24 protein-coding genes are annotated in these 23,041 nt (G+C 66.9%); 10 read left to right on the forward strand and 14 right to left on the reverse strand.

Features of this window, described 5'->3' with window-relative positions; translation table 11 throughout:
* The first annotated feature begins 74 nt into the window (after nt 1–74).
* The 3 genes from ACFDS3_RS02155 to ACFDS3_RS02165 are packed head-to-tail and all read left to right on the forward strand — an operon-like array spanning nt 75 to nt 2,984.
* Nucleotides 75–1,115, forward strand: a complete 1,041-nt coding sequence (locus ACFDS3_RS02155) for a TRAP transporter substrate-binding protein (protein WP_375260697.1) — start codon at nt 75–77, stop codon at nt 1,113–1,115.
* Nucleotides 1,115–1,636 carry a TRAP transporter small permease gene (locus ACFDS3_RS02160; RefSeq protein ID WP_375260698.1) on the forward strand — a complete coding sequence of 174 codons (522 nt, stop codon included), beginning with the start codon at nt 1,115–1,117 and terminating at the stop codon, nt 1,634–1,636. The genes ACFDS3_RS02155 and ACFDS3_RS02160 overlap by 1 nt, the downstream gene beginning before the upstream one ends.
* On the forward strand, nt 1,629–2,984 hold the full coding sequence (locus ACFDS3_RS02165; protein WP_375260699.1) for a TRAP transporter large permease: 1,356 nt from the start codon (nt 1,629–1,631) through the stop codon (nt 2,982–2,984). The genes ACFDS3_RS02160 and ACFDS3_RS02165 overlap by 8 nt, the downstream gene beginning before the upstream one ends.
* A gap of 244 nt (nt 2,985–3,228) precedes the next feature.
* Here the strand turns inward: ACFDS3_RS02165 and ACFDS3_RS02170 are convergent, their stop codons facing one another.
* A complete protein-coding gene (locus ACFDS3_RS02170) occupies nt 3,229–5,541 on the reverse strand; it encodes a mechanosensitive ion channel domain-containing protein (protein WP_375260700.1) in 2,313 nt (770 codons plus the stop codon).
* A gap of 37 nt (nt 5,542–5,578) precedes the next feature.
* Nucleotides 5,579–6,064, reverse strand: a complete 486-nt coding sequence (locus ACFDS3_RS02175; RefSeq protein ID WP_375260701.1) for a TspO/MBR family protein — start codon at nt 6,062–6,064, stop codon at nt 5,579–5,581.
* 95 nt (nt 6,065–6,159) lie between these two features.
* Between ACFDS3_RS02175 and zapE the strand changes: the two genes are divergently transcribed.
* Complete coding sequence (gene zapE, locus ACFDS3_RS02180; protein WP_375260702.1) at nt 6,160–7,236, forward strand: cell division protein ZapE; 1,077 nt, start codon at nt 6,160–6,162, stop codon at nt 7,234–7,236.
* Here the strand turns inward: zapE and ACFDS3_RS02185 are convergent.
* The 4 genes from ACFDS3_RS02185 to ACFDS3_RS02200 form a co-directional block, all read right to left on the reverse strand.
* On the reverse strand, nt 7,233–8,495 hold the full coding sequence (locus ACFDS3_RS02185) for a bifunctional folylpolyglutamate synthase/dihydrofolate synthase (protein WP_375260703.1): 1,263 nt from the start codon (nt 8,493–8,495) through the stop codon (nt 7,233–7,235). The two genes, zapE and ACFDS3_RS02185, sit on opposite strands and share 4 nt — an antisense overlap.
* A 27-nt stretch (nt 8,496–8,522) precedes the next feature.
* Nucleotides 8,523–9,458, reverse strand: coding sequence for an acetyl-CoA carboxylase, carboxyltransferase subunit beta (gene accD, locus ACFDS3_RS02190; protein ID WP_375260704.1), 936 nt, complete (start codon nt 9,456–9,458; stop codon nt 8,523–8,525).
* 68 nt (nt 9,459–9,526) lie between these two features.
* Nucleotides 9,527–10,429, reverse strand: a complete 903-nt coding sequence (locus ACFDS3_RS02195) for a lysostaphin resistance A-like protein (protein ID WP_375260705.1) — start codon at nt 10,427–10,429, stop codon at nt 9,527–9,529.
* The gene (locus tag ACFDS3_RS02200) at nt 10,426–11,307 is read right to left on the reverse strand and encodes a lysostaphin resistance A-like protein (protein ID WP_375260706.1); all 882 of its coding nucleotides are present in this window, start codon (nt 11,305–11,307) and stop codon (nt 10,426–10,428) included. Before ACFDS3_RS02200 ends, ACFDS3_RS02195 begins: the two co-directional genes overlap by 4 nt.
* 138 nt (nt 11,308–11,445) lie before the next feature.
* Between ACFDS3_RS02200 and ilvD the strand changes: the two genes are divergently transcribed.
* From ilvD to ACFDS3_RS02220, 4 genes are all read left to right on the forward strand, one after another.
* On the forward strand, nt 11,446–13,209 hold the full coding sequence (ilvD, locus tag ACFDS3_RS02205; protein ID WP_375260707.1) for a dihydroxy-acid dehydratase: 1,764 nt from the start codon (nt 11,446–11,448) through the stop codon (nt 13,207–13,209).
* Between the two features lie 3 nt (nt 13,210–13,212).
* The gene (locus ACFDS3_RS02210; protein WP_375260708.1) at nt 13,213–13,980 is read left to right on the forward strand and encodes a DUF6478 family protein; all 768 of its coding nucleotides are present in this window, start codon (nt 13,213–13,215) and stop codon (nt 13,978–13,980) included.
* Between the two features lie 10 nt (nt 13,981–13,990).
* The gene (locus ACFDS3_RS02215; RefSeq protein WP_375260709.1) at nt 13,991–14,350 is read left to right on the forward strand and encodes a hypothetical protein; all 360 of its coding nucleotides are present in this window, start codon (nt 13,991–13,993) and stop codon (nt 14,348–14,350) included.
* 121 nt (nt 14,351–14,471) lie between these two features.
* A complete protein-coding gene (locus ACFDS3_RS02220; protein WP_375260710.1) occupies nt 14,472–15,377 on the forward strand; it encodes a LysR family transcriptional regulator in 906 nt (301 codons plus the stop codon).
* Here the strand turns inward: ACFDS3_RS02220 and ACFDS3_RS02225 are convergent, their stop codons facing one another.
* The 3 genes from ACFDS3_RS02225 to ACFDS3_RS02235 form a co-directional block, all read right to left on the reverse strand.
* Nucleotides 15,378–16,271 (reverse strand): OmpA family protein, encoded by an 894-nt coding sequence (locus tag ACFDS3_RS02225; protein WP_375260711.1) that lies wholly within the window; start codon nt 16,269–16,271, stop codon nt 15,378–15,380. It abuts the gene before it with no gap.
* A 61-nt stretch (nt 16,272–16,332) separates the two neighbouring features.
* Nucleotides 16,333–17,037: a GNAT family N-acetyltransferase gene (locus ACFDS3_RS02230; protein ID WP_375260712.1), complete on the reverse strand. Its 705-nt coding sequence runs from the start codon at nt 17,035–17,037 to the stop codon at nt 16,333–16,335.
* Nucleotides 17,034–17,765, reverse strand: coding sequence for a competence/damage-inducible protein A (locus ACFDS3_RS02235; RefSeq protein ID WP_375260713.1), 732 nt, complete (start codon nt 17,763–17,765; stop codon nt 17,034–17,036). The genes ACFDS3_RS02230 and ACFDS3_RS02235 overlap by 4 nt, the downstream gene beginning before the upstream one ends.
* A gap of 190 nt (nt 17,766–17,955) precedes the next feature.
* Between ACFDS3_RS02235 and map the strand changes: the two genes are divergently transcribed.
* The gene (gene map, locus ACFDS3_RS02240) at nt 17,956–18,765 is read left to right on the forward strand and encodes a type I methionyl aminopeptidase (RefSeq protein WP_375260714.1); all 810 of its coding nucleotides are present in this window, start codon (nt 17,956–17,958) and stop codon (nt 18,763–18,765) included.
* A gap of 89 nt (nt 18,766–18,854) precedes the next feature.
* Here the strand turns inward: map and ACFDS3_RS02245 are convergent, their stop codons facing one another.
* The 3 genes from ACFDS3_RS02245 to ACFDS3_RS02255 form a co-directional block, all read right to left on the reverse strand.
* Nucleotides 18,855–19,076: a DUF1127 domain-containing protein gene (locus ACFDS3_RS02245; RefSeq protein WP_375260715.1), complete on the reverse strand. Its 222-nt coding sequence runs from the start codon at nt 19,074–19,076 to the stop codon at nt 18,855–18,857.
* Between the two features lie 118 nt (nt 19,077–19,194).
* On the reverse strand, nt 19,195–19,755 hold the full coding sequence (gene rsmD / locus ACFDS3_RS02250) for a 16S rRNA (guanine(966)-N(2))-methyltransferase RsmD (RefSeq protein ID WP_375260716.1): 561 nt from the start codon (nt 19,753–19,755) through the stop codon (nt 19,195–19,197).
* Entirely contained in the window at nt 19,752–20,960 is a 1,209-nt protein-coding gene (locus ACFDS3_RS02255; RefSeq protein WP_375260717.1) for an NAD(P)/FAD-dependent oxidoreductase, read from the reverse strand. Before ACFDS3_RS02255 ends, rsmD begins: the two co-directional genes overlap by 4 nt.
* 75 nt (nt 20,961–21,035) lie before the next feature.
* Between ACFDS3_RS02255 and ACFDS3_RS02260 the strand changes: the two genes are divergently transcribed.
* On the forward strand, nt 21,036–21,521 hold the full coding sequence (locus tag ACFDS3_RS02260; protein ID WP_375260718.1) for a peroxiredoxin: 486 nt from the start codon (nt 21,036–21,038) through the stop codon (nt 21,519–21,521).
* On the opposite strand, the gene ACFDS3_RS02265 is transcribed toward ACFDS3_RS02260, so the two are convergent.
* Together ACFDS3_RS02265 and ACFDS3_RS02270 are read right to left on the reverse strand one after the other, a co-directional pair.
* A complete protein-coding gene (locus tag ACFDS3_RS02265; RefSeq protein WP_375260719.1) occupies nt 21,522–21,821 on the reverse strand; it encodes a 4a-hydroxytetrahydrobiopterin dehydratase in 300 nt (99 codons plus the stop codon).
* Nucleotides 21,818–23,002: a GNAT family N-acetyltransferase gene (locus ACFDS3_RS02270; protein WP_375260720.1), complete on the reverse strand. Its 1,185-nt coding sequence runs from the start codon at nt 23,000–23,002 to the stop codon at nt 21,818–21,820. The genes ACFDS3_RS02265 and ACFDS3_RS02270 overlap by 4 nt, the downstream gene beginning before the upstream one ends.
* Nucleotides 23,003–23,041: the final 39 nt, after the last annotated feature.

Raw genomic sequence — 23,041 nt, forward strand, 5'->3', positions numbered from 1 at the left:
GACTGGCGGGCGGGGCGAAAAATGGCCACGGCGAACGCCTTGGCCCTATAAGTGTGTTCAGGGAGGAACCTCACATGATCGATCGAAGAACAGCCGTTGCCGCACTCGCGGTCGGGTTGGCCGCACTGGGCGCGGGAGCGGCCCATGCGCAGGAACACCAGTTCAAGCTGCACCACTTCCTTGGTGCCACCTCGCCTGCGCAGACCGAGATGCTACAGCCTTGGGTTGACGCAGTAGAGGAAGCGTCGGGCGGCAAGGTCAGCATCGAGATCTTCCCCAACATGACGCTCGGCGGCCGTCCGCCCGAGTTGATCTCGCAGGTGCGTGACGGGGTCGTGGACCTGGTCTGGACGGTGAACGGCTACACTCCGGGCCTGTTCCCGCGCACCGAGGTCTTCGAACTGCCGACCGTCTACAAGAACGATCCTTCTGCAACCAACATGGCGATGGCGGATCTGTTCGAGAGCGACCTCAAGGAGGAATACAGCGGCGTGGAAGTCATGTTCCTGCACGTCCACGCCGGTCAGGCCATCCACATGCGCGACACCGAAGTCCGGAAACCCGAAGACCTGAACGGCAAGAAGATGCGAATTCCGACCCGGACCGGCGCCTGGGTCATCGAAGCCCTCGGCGCCTCGCCCGCCGCGATGCCCGTCCCAGAGCTTCCGCCGGCACTTCAGAAAGGTGTGGTCGATGGCGCCTTCATTCCGTGGGAGATCATCCCGCCGCTCAAGATCCAGGAGCAGACGGAATACCAGATCGAAGGTGCCGACGAGACCCGCTTTGGCAACACGACCTTCCAGGTCTCGATGAACAAGGCCCGCTGGGACAGCCTTCCCGAGGAGGTGAAGCAGGCGTTCCGCACGGCCTCTGAAGGCGACTGGCCGAGCAAGGTCGGCGAAATCTGGCGTGGGGTCGATGACTTCGGCATCAAGGTGGCTGTCGACAGCGGCAACACGCACATCATGCTGGCCGAGGAAGAGACGCAGGCGTTCGAAGATGCGATGCGTCCGGTAGTCGACCGCTGGATCGAAGACGTCAAAGGCAAGGGCGTCGATGGTGCAGCGCTGGTAGAAAAGGCCCGGGCGGCCACGGAAGAGCACGCGACCCGCTGATGGCGCACGCGGTTCACGAAGGCAGCAACGGTTTTACCGTTGCTGTCCGAAGCGTCGTCAGCGTCTGGGCGCTGATCGGCGGTATGGTTCTGCTGGCGGTCGTTGTCGTCAACATGGCCTCGGTGATCGGGGGGATGTTCGGCCACCCGTTTCCCGGCGACTTCGAACTGACGGAGATCGGCGTCGCGATCGCGGCCTTCGCGTTCCTTCCCTATTGCCAGGTCGTGGGCGCCAACGTGACGGCGGACATCTTTACCTCGGCGGCGTCGCCACGCTGGGTCGCGTTCCTGACCATGCTCGGCGGGATTGTCGCCCTGCTGTTCACCCTGGTCCTGATCTGGCGGATGTATTTCGGGATGCTCGACCAGAAGGCCTACAACTACACGACCGCCATCCTGCAGATCCCGCACTGGATCGCCTACGCCGTGATCCTCGTTTCACTCGCTCTTCTCGTTCTGGCTGCGCTGGCAACCATCGTCGAAGAAGGCACAGCCATGAAGAACGGAGGCGGGCATGTCTGACGCGGTTCAGCTCGGCCTCGGCGGGTTTGCCGCCCTCATTCTGCTCATCGCGATCCGGATGCCGATTGCGTACGCGATGATCCTCGTCGGTGGCATCGGCACGATGATCATCAACGGTCCCGTCCTGGTCCTGAGCCAGCTCAAGACACTCGCCTACGGGCAGTTCTCGATCTACGATCTTTCGGTCGTGCCGATGTTCGTCCTGATGGGCGCCATCGCCTCGAAGACGGGCCTGTCGCAGGCCCTGTTCCGCGCCGCGAATGCGTGGCTCGGATGGATGCCAGGTGGCACCGCGATGGCCGCCATCGCAGGTTGCGCAGGCTTCGGAGCGGTGTGCGGCTCTTCGTTGGCGACGGCTTCCACCATGGGCAAGGTCGCCCTGCCCGAGTTGCGGCGATACAAGTATTCGGGCGCTCTCGCGACCGGCACGCTCGCCGCCGGCGGCGTGCTGGGAATCCTCATCCCGCCGTCCGTCGTGCTCATCATCTATGCGATCATCGTCGAGGCCAACATCGTCACGATGTTCATGGCCGCGTTCATCCCGGGCATCCTAGCGGTGATCCTGTTCATCCTGACGATCGCCATCTACGTGGCCATCAGCCCCGACGCCGGACCGAAGGGCGGCGCGCCCGGCCGCGCCGAATTCGTCGCGGCGACCGTAGGCATGATACCTGTCCTGATCATCTTCGGCCTGGTCATCGGCGGCATCTATGTCGGCCTCTTCAATCCGACGCCCGCCGCGGCGGTCGGCGTGGCGCTGGTGCTCGTCTTCGGGCTGCTGCAACGCAAGCTCGACTGGACCGACATGCGCGAGGCCCTGCTGGAGACGGCCTCCACGACCGGCATGATCTACCTGATCCTGCTGGGCGCCGAACTTCTCAAGATCTTCATGTCGCGCTCGGGCCTTCCGCAAGAAGCCGCGCAATGGGTCGCGACGTCTGGCCTTGGGCCCATGACGGTGCTCATTCTGCTGCTGGTGGCCCTCATCCTGCTGGGTTGCCTGATGGACTCGCTATCGATGATCCTTCTGATCATCCCGTTCTTCTGGCCCGTCCTCGTCGAGGTGAACGGCGGGATCTATCAGATGGCGGACGGCGCCGGCTATGGCATGAGCACCGAAGACCTCAAGATCTGGTTCGGCATTCTCGCGCTCATCGTGGTGGAGCTCGGCCTCATCACGCCGCCGGTCGGGATGAATGTCTTCGTGATCTCCTCACTGGCGAAGGACACCCCGATGATCGAGACCTTCAAGGGCGTCATGCCGTTCTTCGGGGCCGAGATCGTGCGGGTCAGCATCCTCATCGCGTTTCCGGCCTTCACGCTGTGGTTTCCGACAGTGCTGCAATGAGGCCAAGGGCGCGATCCGACGCGCCCTTGGCATCCACGTCGCGCGCGGAAACGAGTCTCTGGCGGCGTCTGTCGTATGCCTCAGCTGCGCGACGGCAGGCGCCGCTGCCATTGCGCAAACGCCAGCAACAGGGCCATGATATTGTGCCAGCTCCCGCGTGCCCGCATCCGCCGCGGCATGAGGCAGACGGCATCTACCGGCTTTGCGACAACAGGATGACGGCTGACGACGCTGAAGCTCTCCGTCAGGTGTCCGCATCGCCCGTCGGCTCGTCCTGCGCAGGCAGCGCACCGCGAGGGTCGGGCCCGGTGTGAGCGACCTCGCGCTCCGCCTGCTGGCGGGCGCTGACGTGGAGCGTCTGAGTCGTGCCGTCCTTGGCTTCGCCCAGGTAGAGCGTCCGGTGGGGGAACGGAATTTCGATTCCACGGGCGTCGAAGACGCGCTTGCAGATCTCGAGATAACGCCGGCCGATGGTCCACTGGTTGGGCGGCACGCACTTGATGCGCGTCCGCACGATCACCGCGCTGTCGGCGAGTTTCTCGACGCCGAACCACTCCATGTCGTCCATGATCAGCGGACCCAGCTCGGGATCGGCACGCATTTCTTCGAAGGCGTCGAACATGGCAGCTTTCACGTCATCCACGTTTTCACGATACGCGACGCCCATGTCGCAGACGTAGTGGGCGAACTCCTTGGTGAAGTTGGCCACCATGTCCACCGACGAGAACGGCACGATATGAAACACGCCCGACAGGTCGCGCAGGCTGACCGAGCGGATGGTCAGACGCTCGACCACGCCGGTCGTCCCGCCGGCGGTCACGATGTCACCCACGTTCATCGCGTTCTCGAACTGGATGAACACGCCGGTGATGATGTCCTGCACCATCTTCTGTGCGCCAAAGCCGATCGCGAGGCCCAGCACACCGGCCGAGGCCAGAAGCGGTCCGATGTTCAGCCCGATCTCGGACAGGACGAACATGAGCGTGATCAGCAAGAGCGCGATCGTCGCGGCGTTCCGGGCCAGCGTCAGCAGCGTGCGTTCGCGCGCCGTGGCGATCTGGCCGTATTCAGGGTTCAGCCGGTAATCGACGTAGGACGTCATCGCCACCCAGATGGCGAAGGCCGCGATCAGGATCAGCGCGACCGAGATGAACATCCCCGTCAGGCGTAACCCGATCTCGCTGGCCAGCCACACGCCCAGGCTGACGATGTTGATCGCGTCGAGCGCGAAGAGCACCACGAAGACCACGATCACCAGCCGCAGGACGAACAGCGCCTTCGGGATGAACCGGTTGAGCCGCGTCTCGAGCAGGGGAAGTCGCGCGCGCACGTCGTCGGGCACCACGATTCCCCGCGCCATGACCCGGCTGAGGAAGGTCGACAGCGCGATGCCGGCCAGCACCACCAGCACCACCTGCCCCGAAGTGAGCAACGACTGGAACACGAGGTTCGGCGGGCTGATCATCACCACGATGAACATCGCAAAGAGATACAGCAGCACCGGCCAGTGCCAGTGCCGCGCCAGCCATCCGAGCGAGCCGGTGGAACGAACGATGCCGTCCTCTCCGATCATCCAGTTCGCCAGCCTCTGGCGGTTGCGCAGGACCATCAGCACGGCGATTCCCAGCACGATCAGCGCGATCAGGGCGGTGACGGCCGACCCGGCGACCCGCCCGGTCTGGGCGTTCACGATGGGCACGACCAGCAGCTGCCCATAGCCGGCTATGCTGACGATGGCATTAACGGCCCGCGTCGTGCCCTTGGCCGCCCGGTTACCCATCGGCAAGAGCCGCATTTCGGGCGCCGAGGGTGACAGCACCAGTCGCACCCCGACCTTCACCAGTTCCACCAGCAGGAACGCGTTGAGATACAGCGTCTGGCGAATGCCGATGGTGCCGAAATCGCCCAGTGCCAGCAGCGCGATCAGGTAGCCTGCGGCCCAGGCGACGATCACGATCGCCAAGTCGATCAGCGCCGACAGCAGCCATAGGCCGATTGTCCGGGCGGCCGTGGCCTCGTGCGTCGCGCGGCCCATCCGACCGTAGAGCTGCTTGGCCATGCCCCTCAGCACGAGGAAGACGGCGACAGTTGCGACGATCACCAGAAGCAGTTCGCCCACCGTCTGCAGAACGATGGCAAGCGACAACCCTCCGAGCCCGCCCAGAACGTCGGGCGCCCGCTGAAGCCGGTCCCAAACCGACGTCACGCGATTGGCCAGCCCCTCGGCGGCCCCTTGGGTGACGATCGCGATGCGCCGGCCGAACGACAGGATCTCGGATGGTGCGGCGTCCTCGCCCGCCAGAAGCTCGACCGCGTTGTCTGCCGGGGTATCGCCGTCTCCCGCGTCCTGCGCCCGGCGCAGGCGATCCAGCAGTTCCGCCCGCGCCGTGTCATCCTCGAGCACGTTGATCAGCAGATCGACGGTGCTCTGCTCGGCCGCAGCCTCACCTTCGACTTCGGCGGCCACCTCCTGCGCGCCAGCGGGTCCAAGCGCGAGGAGCGTCAGGATCACCATGGTCCCGAGGGCGGTACGCAGGAGCGCGGTCAGTTTGGTCATGTGCAGGGCAGATGTCTCTGGATCGTGGAAGGGTGGTTCAGCGGGCGGCGGCCCGCTCCGGGTTCAGCCGCCAGACCGAGGCGTTCAGGGCGAAGGCGACGCTGACCCAGGCGAGGTAGGGAACGAACATCAGGCCGGCGATCACGTCGATCTGCCAGAACTGCCAAAGCGTCCCGGCGACGGCGAGCCACAGGATCCCCATGATGACGAGTCCCGTCTTCATCTTGTGCAGTCCAAAAAAGACCGGCGTCCAGACCGCGTTGAAGGCCAACTGCGCGGCAAAGAAGCCCATGGCGAGGCCCGATCCGTCCTCGGGCGCGACACGCGCGGCGGCCAGGGCAATCAGGATGTAGAGCACCGTCCACACGACCGGGAACGCCCGGTTCGGCGGGGTGAAACCGGGTTTCGCGAGCGTCTCGTACCACTTGCCCGGCTGAAACAGCACGCCGGTCGCCGCAGCCCCCGCGCAGGCCAGCAGAAAGAGGAGAAAGAGCGTCCAGTCCATGCTGCCGAGATAACACATGAGGCACAGCCGTCCAGATCGCGGTCAGCCGATCATGGGGTCGTGACCTGCCCGGCGCTCTTTCCTTCCACCGGGGCACGCTCTAATCCCGGATCATGGAGCGTTTCGAAGACATCTACGCCGAAGAGGTGGCCGCCGGCCGGATCGAGCCCGACCCGGCGCAAGAAGCCGTCCTGCCCGAGTTCACGCGCCTGTCGCAGGCGCTTGCCGAAAAGCCCACGCGCCGCGGCTTCTTCGGTCGCAAGGCTCCCGAGGCGCCCCGGGGCCTGTACCTCTGGGGCGGGGTCGGACGCGGCAAGTCGATGCTGATGGACCTGTTCGCCCGCCGGGTCGAGGTCGCCGGTGGCCAGCGCCGCGTTCACTTCCACGGCTTCATGCAGGAGACCCACGCCGCCATCGGCCGGGCGCGCAAGCAGGGCGTCGACGATGCGATCAAGCCGGTTGCGGACGACATCGCCGTCGGTCTGCGCCTTCTGTGCCTCGACGAAATGCAGATCGGCGACATCACCGACGCGATGATCGTCGGCCGCCTGTTCGAGCGGCTGTTCGAACAAGGCGTGACCGTCGTGACGACATCGAACCGGCCGCCGGACGACCTCTACAAGGACGGGCTGAACCGGAACCTGTTCCTTCCCTTCATCGACCTTTTGAAAGAGCGGATGAAGGTGGTCGAGCTCGCGTCGCCTCGTGACTGGCGGCAGGATCGGATCGCCGGGGCCGAGCTGTATTTCACGCCCGCCGATGCCCGTGCCCGCAAAGGGATAGATGCGCTGTGGGACCGCCTCACCGGCGGCGCCGAGGCCGAGACGCTGCGCCTCGAGGTTACCGGCCGCACGGTCGAGGTGCCGCGCTTTGCCGCCGGAGTTGCCCGCGCAGGATTCTGGGAGCTTTGCGGCCGCCCGCTTGGCGCAGCCGACTACCTCGCGCTGGCCGAACGGGTGCGGGTGCTGATGCTTGAAGACGTGCCGCGGCTGGGCGCCGAGAACTACAACGAAGCCAAGCGCTTCGTCACCCTTATCGACGCACTTTACGAAGCCCGCACACGGCTGATCATGTCCGCCGCCGACCGGCCCGAGGCGCTGTATGCCGAGGGCACGGGCGCGTTCGAATTCGAGCGCACCGCCTCACGCCTTCACGAGATGCAATCCGAGGACTGGGGCAAGAAGGCCTAGCCGTTCTCCTGCAGCACCCGCCCCGCTAGATATAGCGAGCCGCAGATCAGGATGCGGGCGCCGGGCGCGCCCTCTGCAATCCGTTCGACTGCCGCCATGACGCTGGGCGCTGTGCCGGCGGCGAATCCGGCCGCCTCGGCCGCCGCAGCGGTGTCGTCTGCAGACAGCGTGTTCGCCTCGCCGGGTATCGAAACGGCGGTCAGGCTGTTGGCCACCCCGGCGAGCGGCCGTAGGAAACCGTCCACGTCCTTGGTGTTCAGCATCCCGCAGATCACATGCGTATCGCGCACCGGCATCGCTGCAAGGGTCGCGGCCACCACCTGTCCCGCCGCCGGATTGTGCCCGCCGTCGAGCCACAGTTCGGCACCGCCCGCCGCATAGACCAGCGGCCCTTCTCGCAGGCGCTGCATCCGGGCGGGCCAATAAGGGCGCGTAACCGCAGCCTCGCAAGCGGCCTCGTCTGCGCCCAGGTGGCGCAGGGCCGCAAGAGCGGTGCCCGCGTTCTCGATCTGATGGACGCCGGGCAAGGCCGGCAGGGGCAGGTCCAGAAGGCCGCGCTCGTCCTGGAACACCAGCCGCCCGCGTTCTTCCCAGACGTGCCAGTGCTGGCCGTGGATCAGGGCGGGGCAGCCAAGCGCTCCCAGCCGATCCTCGATCACGTCGAGCGCAGGCTCTTCCTGCGGGCCGATCACGGCGGGCGTCAGGCGCTTGAAGATGCCCGCCTTCTCGCCCGCGATCTCGGGCAAGGTCTCGCCCAGGTACTGCTGGTGGTCGATCGAGACCGGCGTGATGATCGACAGCGCCGGCGTCATCACGTTCGTTGCGTCCAGTCGACCGCCGAGCCCCACCTCGAGCAGCGTCCACTCGGCCGGCGTCCGGGCGAAGGCCAGCAGCGCGGCGGCCGTCGTGACCTCGAAAAAAGTGATCGGCTGGCCGGCATTGGCGGTCTCGACCTCGTCCAGCAGGTCGGACAACGCGTCTTCGGAGATCAGTTCACCGGCAAGCCGGATGCGCTCGTGGAACCGTGCAAGATGGGGCGAGGTATAGGCGTGGACGCGGTCACCCCGCGCATCGAGCCCGGCGCGGATCATCGCCTGAGTTGACCCCTTGCCGTTGGTGCCGGCGATGTGAATCACCGGGGGCAGCCGGTCCTGCGGACTGCCGAGCGCGTCGAGCACCCGCCACATCCGGTCGAGCGTCAGGTCGATGATCTTGGGGTGCAACCCCATCAGGCGCGCAAGGATCGCGTCCGAGATCATGCCCGCTTCTTCCCGGCGTTCAAGCCGTCAGCTTTCGGCGGTCGCGGGCGGCTGGATCGCGCTCGCGCCCTCGGTCGCCGTGTTCGGCGCGGGCAGGTCGCCGCGCACCGGGGCGGGCATGTGAGTCAGCATCCGCAGCACGCCCGTCAGTTCGTCCTTCAGCGCGCGCCGGTCGGTGACCCGGTCGAGCATCCCGTGGTCCAGCAGGTACTCGGCGCGCTGGAACCCCTCGGGCAGTTTCTCGCGGATGGTCTGCTCGATGACGCGGGGGCCGGCGAAGCAGATCAGCGCGTTCGGCTCGGCGATCTGGACGTCGCCCAGCATCGCGTAAGATGCGGTGACGCCGCCTGTCGTCGGGTGGGTCAGCACCACGATGTAGGGCAGCCCGGCCTCGCGCAGCATCTCGACCGCGACGGTGGTGCGGGGCATCTGCATGAGGGACAGGATTCCTTCCTGCATCCGCGCGCCACCGGCGGCCGAGAACAGGATCATCGGGCGCTTCAGCTCGACCGCGCGGGTGGCGGCGGCGAGGATGGCGTTGCCGACATACATCCCCATCGAGCCGCCCATGAACGAGAAGTCCTGCCCGGCGGCGACGATGGGCACGCCGCCCATCTCGCCCTCGGCCACAAGCATCGCCTCGGGCTCGCCGGTCTTGCGCTGTGCGGCGCGCAGGCGGTCGGGGTACTTCTTCTGATCGCGGAAATGCAGCGGGTCGGTCACCGGCTGCTCGACCGGCACGGTGGCGAAAGCGCCGCCGTCGAACAGCGCCTCGAACCGGGCGCGGGGCGTGATCGGCATGTGATGCCCGCACTTGGTGCAGACCTGCAGGTTCTCGGCCAGTTCTCGATGGAACAGCATCGAGCCGCATTCGTCGCACTTGGTCCACAGGTTCTCGGGCACCTCGCGCCGATTGAACAACGAGCCGATTTTCGGCCGGACGTAGTTGGTGATCCAGTTCATCGCGGTTCCCGGTCGTGTTTCGCCCCGAAATAGGGCCCGAACCCGCGGAATGCAATCGACGGCGGCAGCTACCTGCGCAACGCGATCCGCGCGCCGAGCCACAGGTTGCCCACCCAGACGAGCGCGAGCGCCAGGTCCAGAAGGGTTTGGCCGGTGAAGAACGTGGCGATGCCGGGGCCCGGCGCCACCGAAGGTTCGGCCGGTGCAAGGAACAGGGCATAGCCGCTATCCACCGCATCCTCGGTGCCGAAGAAGAGCATCGCGAAGATGTTGTTCACCCAGTGCAGCCCGATTGCCGCACCGATCGACCCGGTGCGCGCCACGAGATCCCCGCAGGCAAGCCCGAGCGCTGCCGCCCAGATCGCGTAGAACAGCCCGTCCGCCGCGCCCGACCCGTTCACGAAATGCACCGACCCGAAAAGCAGCGCCGGCACGCCCAGCCAGATCCAGCGCGAGCGGAACCGCGAGAAGAGCTCCTGCATCATGTAACCGCGAAAGATCAGCTCTTCGGCAGCGCTCTGCACGAGGATCGCCGAGGCCGCGAAGGGCAGGACGGCAAGCCAGCTCGCGAAGGGCCTGATCGTGCCGTCCGGGCCCTCGGCCATCCCGGCCGGGACGAGGGCCAGGGCGAGCGTCATGCCGACGTAGACGATGACCGTCCCCTTGACCGCCGCGACCAGGTCCGCCCGCACCCGCGCTGCCGGACCGAACAACGTCGCAACGCCCCGCCCCTGCATCCGCCGCATCCAAAGGCCCAGCGCCACCACGGGCAACGCGTAGGCCACAAGTACCAGCGTCAGCGCGGCCGCGTCCGTCCCCGCAACCCGCGCATCCCCCAGAAGGCCGGCCACAGGTAGCCACATCACGTCGAACGCGAGTTCGGCCAGTGCCAGCCCCGCGATCGGCACCCAAAGGCGCACGGGCGGAAAGGCCGCCGCGGCGAAGGACCGCATGGGGGCGTGGCCGCTCATGAACGCAGGCGCCAACGCAGGATCGCCCATATCGCCACGAGGACCAGCGCATCGGCGGCGATGAGCGCGCCCGTCGCCTCGACGTCGTCGGCCGCATAGGGCGTGACGTAGAGCGCGAGGCCCGTGATCGTGCCCTTCGTCGCTACGATCAGCAGGGCCGCGACATTGTTGGCAAAATGCAGCCCCCATGCGGCCCCAAGGCTGCCCGTCCTTGCCGTGAGGTCCGCGGCGACGAGGCCGAACGCGGCAGCCGATCCCACGATCATCGGCGCGTTGTCCCCGGCCGTGGCCGGGTCGTAGTGCAGCGCTCCGAAGACGAGCGCGGGCAACACCAGCCAGACGATCCGCCACGGGAACCGCGCAGCCAGCTGCTGAAGCAGGTAGCCGCGAAAGATCAGTTCTTCGGCGCCGGTCTGGATCAGCACCAGGACAAGGGCCAGCGGCAAAAGACGCACCCAGACGCCGGGGGTCAGGTTCGGCTCGGGCGGGTTGCCGAGGCCGGTCACCCCGATGGAGATGAGGTAGACCACCCCCACGAGACTGACCGCCCAGCCAAAATGCCGCGCCGCGCGCGCCCACGGGCCGACAAGGCTGCCCAGGCCCCGCCCGTGCAAAAGTCGCGCGGCAACTACGGGCGCCACCGCCATGCCGATGAATGTCGCCAGAAGCAGGATGGTGCCGCCTGGCGCCTCGGGCTCGACCATACCCGCCAGCGCTTCGCGTGCCCCGGTCCGCCCACCCCACAGGTAGACCGCGCCGATCTGTGCGGCGCCCCAGGCAAGGATCACGACGACCATCACGACGATTCCAAGCACAAGGCGCCACAGGGCCGACCTGCGGCGGGCCGGAACGATGAAGGCCCGGAATGCTGTGTTCATCTGCGGCTCCTTCGGGTGCGGCGCGCCAGACTTGCGGCGCAGTGCCGCCGGGGGCAAGGGCGTCGCTGCGGCATCCGCTCTTGTTCCGCCCCCGCCCCTATCCTATTCCCGTGTGCGATAGCCAAGGGAGTTAGCGCGATGCTGAAGGGCAAGCCCGACAAGTCGAAACTGCCGAGCCGGCACGTGACCGAAGGCCCGGAGCGTGCTCCGCACCGGTCCTACTACTACGCCATGGGCCTGTCCGAGCAGGAGATCGCGCAGCCCTTCGTCGGCGTCGCGACCTGCTGGAACGAGGCTGCGCCGTGCAACATCGCTTTGTCGCGTCAGGCGCAGGCGGTCAAGATGGGCGTCAAGGCCGCCTCCGGCACCCCGCGCGAGTTCACCACCATCACCGTGACCGACGGCATCGCCATGGGCCACGAGGGGATGCGCTCGTCGCTCGCCTCGCGCGAAGCCATCGCGGATACAGTCGAACTGACGATGCGCGGCCACGGCTATGACGCGCTGGTGGGTCTTGCGGGCTGCGATAAGTCGCTGCCGGGTATGATGATGGCGATGGTGCGGCTGAACGTGCCGTCGGTCTTCATCTATGGCGGCTCGATCCTGCCGGGCAAGGTGCCAGCGGGTGCCAACGTCCCCGAGGATTTCGCGAGCCGCGACCTGACCGTGCAGGACATGTTCGAAGCCGTCGGCCGCCACCAGAACGGCACCCTGTCGGACGAGGCGCTGGCGATCCTCGAACGTGTCGCCTGCCCCAGCGCGGGTGCCTGCGGCGGCCAGTTCACCGCCAATACCATGGCCTGCGTGTCCGAGGCGATCGGCCTCGCGCTGTTCAACTCGTCCGGCGCCCCTGCCCCTTACGAGAGCCGCGACCAGTACGGCACCGCGTCGGGCGAGGCAGTGATGAACCTACTCGAAAAGAACATCCGCGCCCGCGACGTGGTCACGCGCAAGTCGCTGGAAAACGCCGCGCGGGTCGTCGCTTGCACCGGCGGGTCCACCAATGCGGGCCTGCACCTGCCGGCCATCGCGCACGAGGCGGGGATCGACTTCTTCCTGCAGGACGTCTGCGAGATCTTCCGCGACACGCCCTATTTCGTCGATCTGAAACCGGGCGGCCAATACGTCGCCAAGGACCTCTACGACGCCGGCGGCCTCCCGGTCGTGATGAAGGAACTGCGCAAGGCGGGCCTGATCCACGAGGATTGCCTCACCGCGTCGGGCCGTTCCATCGGGGAAGAGATCGACCTGATCGACCGCGAGGCCGACGGCCGCGTGATCCATTCCATCGAGACGCCGATCACCAAGACCGGCGGCGTCGTCGGTCTGCAAGGCAACCTCGCCCCCGAGGGTGCCATCGTGAAGGTCGCCGGCATGAGCGCGGAAGAGCAGGTCTTCACCGGCCCAGCCCGCGTCTTCGAGTGCGAGGAAGAAGCATTCGAGGCCGTCAAGGCACGCACTTACGCGGAAGGCGAGGTCCTCGTGATCCGCAACGAAGGCCCCGCGGGCGGCCCCGGCATGCGCGAGATGCTGGCAACGACCGCCGCACTTTCGGGTCAGGGCATGGGCAAGAAGGTCGCGCTGATCACCGACGGGCGCTTCTCGGGCGCGACGCGCGGCTTCTGCGTGGGCCATGTCGGCCCCGAAGCGGCGCAGGGCGGTCCCATCGCCCTTCTGCAGAATGGCGACGTCATTACCATCGATGCGGTGAAGGGCGAAATCTCGGTCGATCTGGCCGACGAAGAGCTGGACCGCCGCCGGCAGGCATGGACGGGCGCGAAGCCGACGAACTACGCCAGCGGCGCGCTGTGGAAATTCGCGCAGCTTGTCGGCCCAACCTACAAGGGCGCCGTCACCCATCCCGGAGCGGAAGCGGAAACGCACGTCTACATGGACCTGTGATCCATGCGCCTGCCCTCCGGCCTTGATGCAATCATCCACCGCCGCGAGCTTCGGCGGTGGAACGAGCTGATCGACCGGATCGACGCGATGGACCCTGTCACCCTCGCCGCGATGCAGCAGCAGGCGACAGACCTGCGCGCCGTTCTAGACCGCACGATAGCGGCGGCCGAACGGCGGGTCTCGTCACCGGCGGCCGGGCGGGGCAAGCCTGAAGGACCGAGTGACAGCGACTGGGCATGGCGCCCGTCACTGTTTCGCACGCGGCTGCCCATCGCCGGACACGCGGGCGCAGCCAGCGGTACTCCGCTTGGGGACGAGGCCAAAATCTTCCACGACTGCACGACCTCCGAGGTGTCGGTGACGCAGCGGCCGGGTCTCGGACGGGCCGGAGCCGCCCCCTTCGTTCTGGCTGTGGACGTGCTCGCCTTCGAAGGCTCTTTCCTGTCGATCGCCATCGACCTGCCAGAGCGGGCGACTACCGGACTTTCTCCCTCCCACATCGTCCATGCCGCGATGACGGTCGATGCGGAGCGGCCGCTGGAGATGTTTGCGCGCCTGAACGTGCAGCAAGGACCGAACGTGGAACAGATGGTCAACGAGCTGGACCTGTCGCAGAGCGATGTGGAGATCTGGTTCGACCTGGCCTACACCGGGCTGGTCGACACGAGCGTTGATCGCGCCTGGATCGACATCATCTTCGGCGATCCGCAGCTGAACCGGGTCGAGATCGGTGAGATGGTTCTCAGCCGCCGGCTGCGGGCCGAACTCTAGGAGCGCTCCAATGGAGGACTGGATCGTCACGGCAAGCGCGCTCGAACGCGGCGTTTGGACCCTTCGCCTCGAAGGCGGCGCGACGCCCCCGAAGATCGAGGTCAGCCACGCCCACCGCGCGATCCCCGGCGTGAAGATCGGAACCGACGACGGCGCGGTGACCGTCACGGCCGAGCTGCCGCGCGAGGTGCTGTCAGACGGGCTGCAGAGCGTCCATGCGGTCGACAAGTCAAGCGGCATCACGCTCGCCTCTCTTCATGTCGCGGCAGGTCGCATCGTCGCGCGCGACATGACTGCTGAACTGTCCCTGTTGCGCGCGGAACTGGAGCTCTTGAAGAAGGCGTTTCGCCGCCATCTTTCCGATAGTTAGTTTCGCCTGCGCACACGATAGGCCGCGGCACCCCTGAATTGTCTCCCTCAAGGCCCATTCTCGCCCAACTTGTCCGGCAGTTCTCGGCATCAAGAGCGTGATGCATGCGAGAGGCCGGGCTATGGACAGACTGACCGAAATGGAAGCCTTCGCCACCGTCGTCGACCAGGGCGGGTTCACGGACGCGGCCAAGAAGATGGGCATCTCGAAATCCGCCGTGTCGAAACATGTCTCGTCGCTCGAGGCGCGGCTGGGCGCGCGGCTGTTGAACCGCACCACGCGCCGCGTCAGCCCGACCGAGATCGGCCTTGCCTATTACGACCGCGCCCGCCGCGTGCTGAACGACGCGGGCGAGGCTGACAGCCTCGTCACGGCCATGCAATCGGCGCCCTCGGGCCTGCTGCGGATCTCGGTCGCAACGGATTTCGGCGTGAATCACGTCTCGCCGATCCTAGGGCAGTTCCTGTCGGAGTTTCCCGACATCACGATCAACATGCTGCTGAACAATCGCTATGTCGAGCTGATCTCGGAAGGGTTCGACATGGCGGTGCGGATCGGCGACCTCGACGATTCCACCCTGCGCGCGCGTAAACTAACCGAGACGACACGGCGCATGATCGCCTCGCCCGGATATTTCCAGAGGTTCGGCCAGCCCCAGCGGATCGACGACCTGAACGAACACAAGCTGCTGCACTATTCCAGTCAAGCCAACGGATCGATGTGGAAGCTGACCGCGCCCTCGGGGGAGAAGCGGCAGGTCCGCACCAGCGGATGGCTTTCCGTCAATGACGGCCAGTCCCTGCTGAACGCCGCGATCTCGGGGCTCGGGATCGCCTACCTGCCGTCGTTCCTCTACGCCGACGCGATGAAGCAGGGCCTTGTGGAAGAAGCGATCCCGGATCTACCGGTCGAGGTTCAGGGTATCTATGCCGTCTATCCGCCCGGCCGCTTCACGCAGCCGAAAGTGCGCGCCTTCATCGACTTCCTTGCTCATGCGTTCGCCGACAAGGGCCCCGACAATTGGTGATCAGTCCGTAAGAACCGCCTCGACCCGCCGGTTCGCGGCGCGCCCCTCGGACGTGTCATTGCCGGCCCGCGGCGCCAGGTAGGCGACGCCCCGCGCCTCGATCCGGGCGGGCGCTACGCCATAGGTTTCGATCAGCCTCTGCCGCACGGCCTGCGCGCGACGCTCCGACAGTGCCAGGTTGCTGTCCAGTCCCCCTTCGGTATCGGTATGCCCCACCAGCGCGATGCGCGCCTGCGGGTCCGCCTCGAGCCCCTCTGCCAACGCACGGAGCGACCGGTACTGCCCCTCATCGAGCGCCACGGCGCCGGGGGCAAAGACGAGGTCGTCCAGCACCGCCCGCCCGTCTGCGCGAAGCTCCTCCCAGACTGGTATGGCGTCGGTCGCGCGCGACATGCTCGAGGTGACGAGCGCCTCGCTCTCACCCGCTCCGACTTCGGTGACGTGAACATATCCCGCCCCCTGCCCCCGGCTGGTGAGGATCGAGACCAGCGCATCGTCCGGGCCCTCGGCGAGCAGGTAGCGGAACGATCCGAGGTCCACGAACATCGCGGGTGCCGGCAGCAGGTCGAGCGCAAAGCGAAAGTCATAGCCGCCGCATTCGGAGTTCGCGCAGTCATAGACCGTCCGGAAGCCGGCCTTGCGCAACTGCGTGCGCAGGGGGGCGACCAAGTCCTGCGGCGCGGTCTGCCCCGGCACGCGCCAGGCCGAGCGCGTGACGCGGCCTTCGGCCGCGCGCTCCGGCTGCGCACCATCGTCCCAGGGGCCGGCGGGTAGCGCGATGCGCCTCGTCTCCACCACCCGCTCCGTCACCTCGGCCGCCGCAGGCAGGTCGAGCGTCAGGGCCGCAGCGGCGCCGGACCAGAGGGTTAGCGTAATGACCAGGATCACCCTCACCGGAGGCGGCTGCCAACGGACGGGCGCGGTATCGAGCCGTGGACCATGACAGACCTCGGGTTCAGGGGCGCAGGCGATAATGGTAGCACCGCTCGCCCGTCATGCCGAGGCCCCGGTAGAACGCGATCGCGCCTCCGTTGGCTTCCGTGACCAGCACCGCCATCTCGGCCGCACCCTGCTCGGCGGCCCATCGGGCGGCATGGATCATCATCCAGCCGGCAAGCCCCTTGCGGCGCGCATCCTTCAGCACCTCGAGCGCATGGACCATTGCGGTGCCACCATGGACGGCGACGAAGGCGGTGCCGGCGGGGCGGTCTTCGACCCGACCGAGGATCGAGGTTCTGGGGGCTTCGACACGCTCCATCACCGCGATGCGCGCGGGGCCGATCTTGCCTGCCTCCCAGATCTCGCGCTGCACTTGCAGGGGCGGCCATACGGTAAAGCCGGTCTCGGGCGGCGGCATCTCCGTCAGGCGGTCGATCGGGCACGTCAGCCAGAGCGTCGGGTCGAGCACGAGGTAGCCACGGTCGGTCAGCATCCTGTCGAACGCGCCTTGGTCCGGCCGCACAGAGAACAGCGTCTGGCCGCCCGCCGCGTCCATCTCGCGCTCGGCTGCGGCCAAAGCATCGGAGTCGGGTACCCCGTCGCAGGACGCAGCCGACACGCGCTTGCCGCCCCCTGCCCCGGCGCGCAGCGTGAACGGCCCCAGTTTGCGGGTCGCAGCGGGCGGCCAGGTCGCGTGCAGAACTGCGGCTCGATCGGTCATTCCCGCGCCTCGGGAAAGGCCTCGCGCAGCTTCGTGGCAACGGCGTCCAGATCGCCCGCCTCGGCACTGCGGACCACCACGGCGACCTGGTAGCCTGCGCCGGTCCAGGCGGGATAGCTGCCGATGGACACGTCCGGGTGGTCCCCGGCCAGCTGCCGCAGAATGTCGGCGATGTCGCCCTCCCCCCGATCAAGCAGGAAGCTGCGCGACGTGACCTGTCGCCCGCCTTCGACCCGCCGCAGCAACCCGTCGAGCATTGCCTCGAAGATCCGCGGCACGCCCGCCATGACGTGGACATTGCCGAGCGAGAAGCCAGGCGCGGCCGAAACCGGATTGTCGATCAGGGTCGCCTCTCCGGGGATGCGCGCCATGCGCAGGCGTGCGCCGTTCATCTCTGTCCCGCGCGCGTCGTAGTAGGCCTGCAGCACTGCGCGGGCGTCATCGCGCACGTCGATGGACGCGCCCATCGCTTCGGCGACGCAATCGGCCGTGATGTCATCATGCGTCGGGCCGATCCCGCCCGAGGTGAAGACGTGGTCGCGCTGTGCCGACAGCTCTTGCACCGTGGCGATGATGGTCGCGCGGTCGTCGCCGATGAAGCGCACTTCGCGCAGGTCTATCCCCTGGATCGCGAGCCTCCCCGCCAGGTGATGCGCGTTGGAATCGCGCGTGCGGCCCGAGAGGATCTCGTCCCCGATCACGATCATGGCGGCGGTGGGATTGGGCATGTGCGGTCTTTCGCGGGGTCGGGAGCGTCAGGATAGCCGCTCGCCTTGCGCTTTCAATCGCCCCTGCCACGAGACTGCCTTTGCCGGTGCCTTTCCGCCGTTCCGGGATCCTGCCATTTTCGTCCGACCCGGTGGCAATTCCCCGCGCCATTTCTTATCTTGGCCCCGTATCTACGGCAGGAGAGCATCCTTGGAAAATTCGACCGGACGTCTGACCAAGGACGGAATCCGCATCTACGAGCCCGCAGATTTTGCCGGCATGCACACCGCCGGGCGGCTGGCGGCCGAGCTTCTGGATCGCATCGCCCCGCATGTCGAACCCGGCCAGACGACCGGAGAGCTTGACCGGCTGATCACCGAATGGGTCGACGACTCCGGCGCGACCTCGGCCACGATCGGCTATCGCGGCTATCAGCACGCCAGCTGCATCAGCGTCAACCACGTGGTCTGCCACGGGATTCCCGGCGATAAAAAGCTGAAGGACGGCGACATCCTGAACATCGACATCACGGTGATCGTCGATGGCTGGTTCGGCGATTCAAGCCGCATGTATGTTGCCGGAAAGCTTGGGCGAAAGGCCGAGCGGCTGATCGAGGTGACGCACGACGCACTGATGATCGGGATCGAGGCGGTCAAGCCCGGCAACACGTTCGGCGATATCGGCGCCGCGATCCAGTCCCATGTCGAAGCGCAGCGCATGTCCGTGGTGCGCGACTTCTGCGGGCACGGGCTGGGCCAGGTGTTTCACGCGCCGCCGAACGTGCTGCACTACGGTCGCCCCGGAACTGGCCCCCGGCTCGAGGAAGGCATGTTCTTCACGATTGAGCCGATGGTGAATCTCGGCCGGCCCGAGACGAAGGTGCTTGCGGATGACTGGACGGCGGTGACGCGCGACAAGTCGCTGTCGGCGCAGTTTGAGCATTCCGTCGGCGTGACCGCCGAGGGATGTGAGATCTTCACCCTGTCCCCTGCCGGGCGGTTCCACCCCACCTGGACCTGATCGGGCCCGCTGACAGCGAAAAGGCCGCCCGATGAGCGGCCCTTGCGACAATGGCAGTCGATCGAGGCATTTTCAGCCTCTCGACTCGCTCAGTACATCATGCGGTCGCGAAAGACGTGGCGCACGATCTCGTCCCGACGCAGGCCCATCTGCGCGAGTTCAGCGTCGGATTTGCTCTGCAGACGATCGATCTGCTTGGCACGGGACGAGGATTCCATCACGGCAGCGAACCAGTTGACGATGGTTTCGCCGATATGGGCGAAGAACCCGTCGTGGTGGGCGTGATCGGCGTGGGTACGAATGTAGGCCATGTCTGCCTCCGGTGCTCTATCTTGTTCGATCCAGAGATAGGTCGCCGCGCTGCAGCGCACCACCGCCCAGTTGACAAGCCCGGGTTGCATCAGGCGGGACGCTGCAGCGCAGCAGAGGCTAGGCGACGTTTCGGGCCAGAGTGATCCAGGTGTCGCCGTAGCGGCGGGTTTCCAGCAGGGTCAGCCCGTTGAGCAGGTCAATCGCGGCGGCTTCCTCCCAGACGATCAGCGCATCGGGGGCGATCCATCCGCCGGCCCGCGCAACCTCGATCGCGCGGCCCCCAAGCCCCTTGCCGTAAGGTGGGTCTAGGAACACCAGATCGCATGCGCGCTCCGCCGGCCCTAGCCGCGTCGCGTCCTGCCGCAGGACCCGGGTGCGCTCGCCTTCGCCGAGAGAGCGGATGTTCTGGGTCAACAGGGACAGCGCCTTCCGGCCGTTCTCCACGAAGGTCCCGTGCGCCGCCCCGCGCGACAGCGCCTCGAGCCCCAGCGCCCCGGTGCCTGCGAACAGGTCCAGCACGTGCGCCCCCTCGATCGGGTCGCCGAACCGGCCGCCATCCAGCACGCCGAACAGGCTTTCCCGCACGCGGTCGGTGGTCGGGCGCAGATGCGCTGCCGGGTCGCCCTTGCCCACAGCGGCAAGCGCGCGCCCGCGATGGGTGCCCGCAATGATCCTCACCGCTTCAGCAGCGCCTTGAGGTCGGTTTCGGGGTCCGCAACCTCGTCGGGAGCGACGCGTGCGCCCGACTCGATCAGGCGCTTGCCCACCATGTAGGCCCGCGCGTCCCCCACTGCATCCACCGCCCGCAACTCGCTCCCGCAGAAGTACCACAGCGACATCGGCACCTTGCCCGCGCCGCGCATGACCACCCGGTCATAGCCGGTGTTCAGTCCAGCGATCTGCAGCTTGACGTCGTACTGATCCGACCAGAACCACGGCATCGGCTCGTAGGGCTTCTCGGCGCCCAGCATGTTGCGCGCGACGGCCTGCGCCATGTCGATCGCGTTCTGCACCGATTCAAGGCGCGCAAGCCCGCCTCGGAAGGGGAACAGCGCACAATCGCCAGCAGCCCAGATCGCCGGGTTCGAGGTGCGGCCGTAGGCATCCACGATGACGCCGCCGTCGCATTTCAGCCCCGCCGCCTGCGCAATGCTACACTGCGGAATAAGGCCGATGCCCACGATCACCACATCTGCCGGCAGCTCTTCGCCATTGGCAAGACGCGCGGCAGAGACCTGCCTTTCTCCCACGAGCCGGTCCAGTCGCGCATCCTCGCGGATCGTCACGCCGTGCTCGATGTGGATGTCGCGCATGACCGCCGCCGTCTCGGCCGAGGCGACGCGGCCGAGGATGCGCGGGCCGGCCTCGACAACCGTGACCTCGGCTCCGAGCTTGCGGCCGACCGCCGCAGCCTCGAGTCCGATGTAGCCGCCGCCGACCACGACCACGTTCCGGGCGGCCTTCAGCGGCGCCTCCATCCGGTCCACATCCGCCAGCGTCCGAACGGTGAAGACACCGCCGAGGTCGCCACCAGCCTCGGGCGGCAACGGTCGGGCCGCAAGACCCGTAGCAATCGCCAGCTGGTCCCACGAGATCACCTCGGCCCCAAGGCGCAGGGTCCGCGCGTCGGGATCAATATTCTCGGCAGGCGCGCCGAGGCGCAGGTCGATGCCGTGGTCCGCGTACCAGGCCTCGGGCTTCAGGAAGAGCCGCTCGCGCGAGATCTCGCCCAATAGGTAGCCCTTCGAGAGGGGCGGCCGTTGATAGGGCGGGTGCGTCTCGGCGCCGATCAGGGTCAGGCGCCCCTCGAACCCCTCGTTTCGGAGCGTGGCGCAAATCTGCTGCCCGGCCTGCCCGGCCCCCACGACGACGATATGCGACATCCGCGCCTCTTCTCTGGTCCCGATCCTCGGATCGGCTATAACCGCGCTAAACCCGACTGTTAAGGAGCGCACTCCATGCCCATTCGCCAAGGCGACACCCTTCCCGACGCCACCCTTCTGCGCATGGGCGAGGAAGGCCCCCAAGAGGTGCGCCTGTCCGAGCGGCTCAAGGGCCGCAAGGTCGTGATCTTCGGCCTTCCCGGCGCCTATACCGGCACCTGCACCACCGCGCACGTCCCGTCCTTCATCGAGGCGATGGACGCGCTGAAGGAAAAGGGCGTGGACGAGGTCATCTGCATCGCCGTCAACGATCCCTTCGTAATGAAGCAGTGGGGCACCGACACCGGCGCGCACGAGGCCGGCATCACCATGCTCGCCGATCCGGCCGCGGATTTTACCCGTGCCGCCGACATGGCCTTCACGGCGCCGCCCGTCGGGTTCTACGACCGCTCGAAGCGCTACGCGCTGGTGGCCGAGGACGGCGTGGTGCAGCTGATCCAGGAAGACGAGCCCGGCACCTGCAATGCCAGCGGCGGCGCGGCAATCGTCGCGGCGCTTTGATCAGCCGCGCGCCAGCGCGTCCATCTTGCGGGCCAGCTTGACGTCCCTGTCGGTCAGCCCCTTCACGTCGTGCGAGGTCAGCACGACGTGAACGCGGTTGTAGGTGTTCGACCACTCGGGATGATGGTTCGCCTTCTCGGCATGGATCGCCACCCGGGTTATCCAGCCGAAAGCGTCTACGAAATCACCGAACCTGAAAGACTTGGCGATGGCGTCGCGCCCCTCGACCATCTGCCATCCCTCAGCCGCAAGCGCCTCCAGCGCCACGCTCCGGCTCTCGCCCTCCAGCTTGTCGCTCATTCGGGGTCTCCGTCTGGGGTCTTCCTGAACGGGCCGTAACTCGTCAGAATCTCGATCTCTTCGTCCACCGCCTGCCGTTCGGCGGTCAGGAATTCCTCGACTGCGCGGCGGAATCCTGCATCGGCAATCCAGTGCAGCGAGTGGACCGGATGGGGCAGGTATCCGCGGGCCAGCTTGTGCTCACCCTGCGCGCCCGCCTCGACGCGGCCCAGACCGTGGGCCAGCGCCCAGTCGATTGCCTGATAGTAGCACAGTTCGAAATGCAGAAACGGGACGTCGCGGGTGCAGCCCCAGTAGCGACCATAGAGGCAATCGCGCCCGACGAAATTGAGCGCGCCGGCTACCGGCTCTCCGTGGTCGAGCGCCAGGAACAACAGCGCGTCGTTCTTTAGATGCGCCTGCACCTCTTCGAAGAACTGCCGCGTCAGGTAGGGCGTGCCCCATTTCCGTGCACCGGTGTCTTGGTAAAAGGTCCAGAAGGCGTCCCAATGGTGCGGCTGCAGCTCGTCGCCTGTCAGGTGAACGAACTCCAGCCCCGCCTCCTGCGCCGCGCGCCGTTCCTTGCGGATACTCTTGCGCTTGCGCGAGGACATCGAGGCGAGGAAACCTTCGAAATCGCCGTAACTCTCGTCGAACCAGTGGAATTGCTGCCCGGTGCGATGGAGCAATCCCATCTCGGCCCCGGCCTCTGCCTCGTCCGCCGTGCAGAAGGTCGCGTGGAGAGACGAGACGTCGTTCTGGTCAGCGATCCGCACCGCGGCCTCGATTAGCGCGGCGCGGCCAACCCCTTCGAAGCCCGGCCGGGTCAGGAACCGGCGCCCCGTCGCTGGGGTGAAGGGCACCGCAATCTGCAGCTTGGGATAGTAGTTGCCGCCCGCGCGCTCGAACGCTTGGGCCCAGGCGTGGTCGAAGACATATTCGCCCTGGCTGTGCCCCTTGGCGTAAAGAGGGGCGCAGGCGACGATCTGGCCGCCGATCTCGGCCGTCAGATAGTGCGGCTCCCACCCCGATCCGCGCCCGACCGAGCCGGACGTCTCGAGCGCCAGAAGGAAGCGGTGGGTGGTGAACGGGTCTAGGGGCCGCCCCTCGGCTGCCTCGGGGCACGCGCAGGCGTCCCAGTCGGGCGGGTCGATGCCGGTGAGGCTGGAATGCGAGGAAACGGACACGGTGGCTTCGGTCATGCGCGGGGAAGTGGGGTCCCCCGCCGACCTTTCAAGGCG

Source organism: Palleronia sp. (assembly GCF_042089775.1).
GTDB lineage: Bacteria > Pseudomonadota > Alphaproteobacteria > Rhodobacterales > Rhodobacteraceae > Palleronia.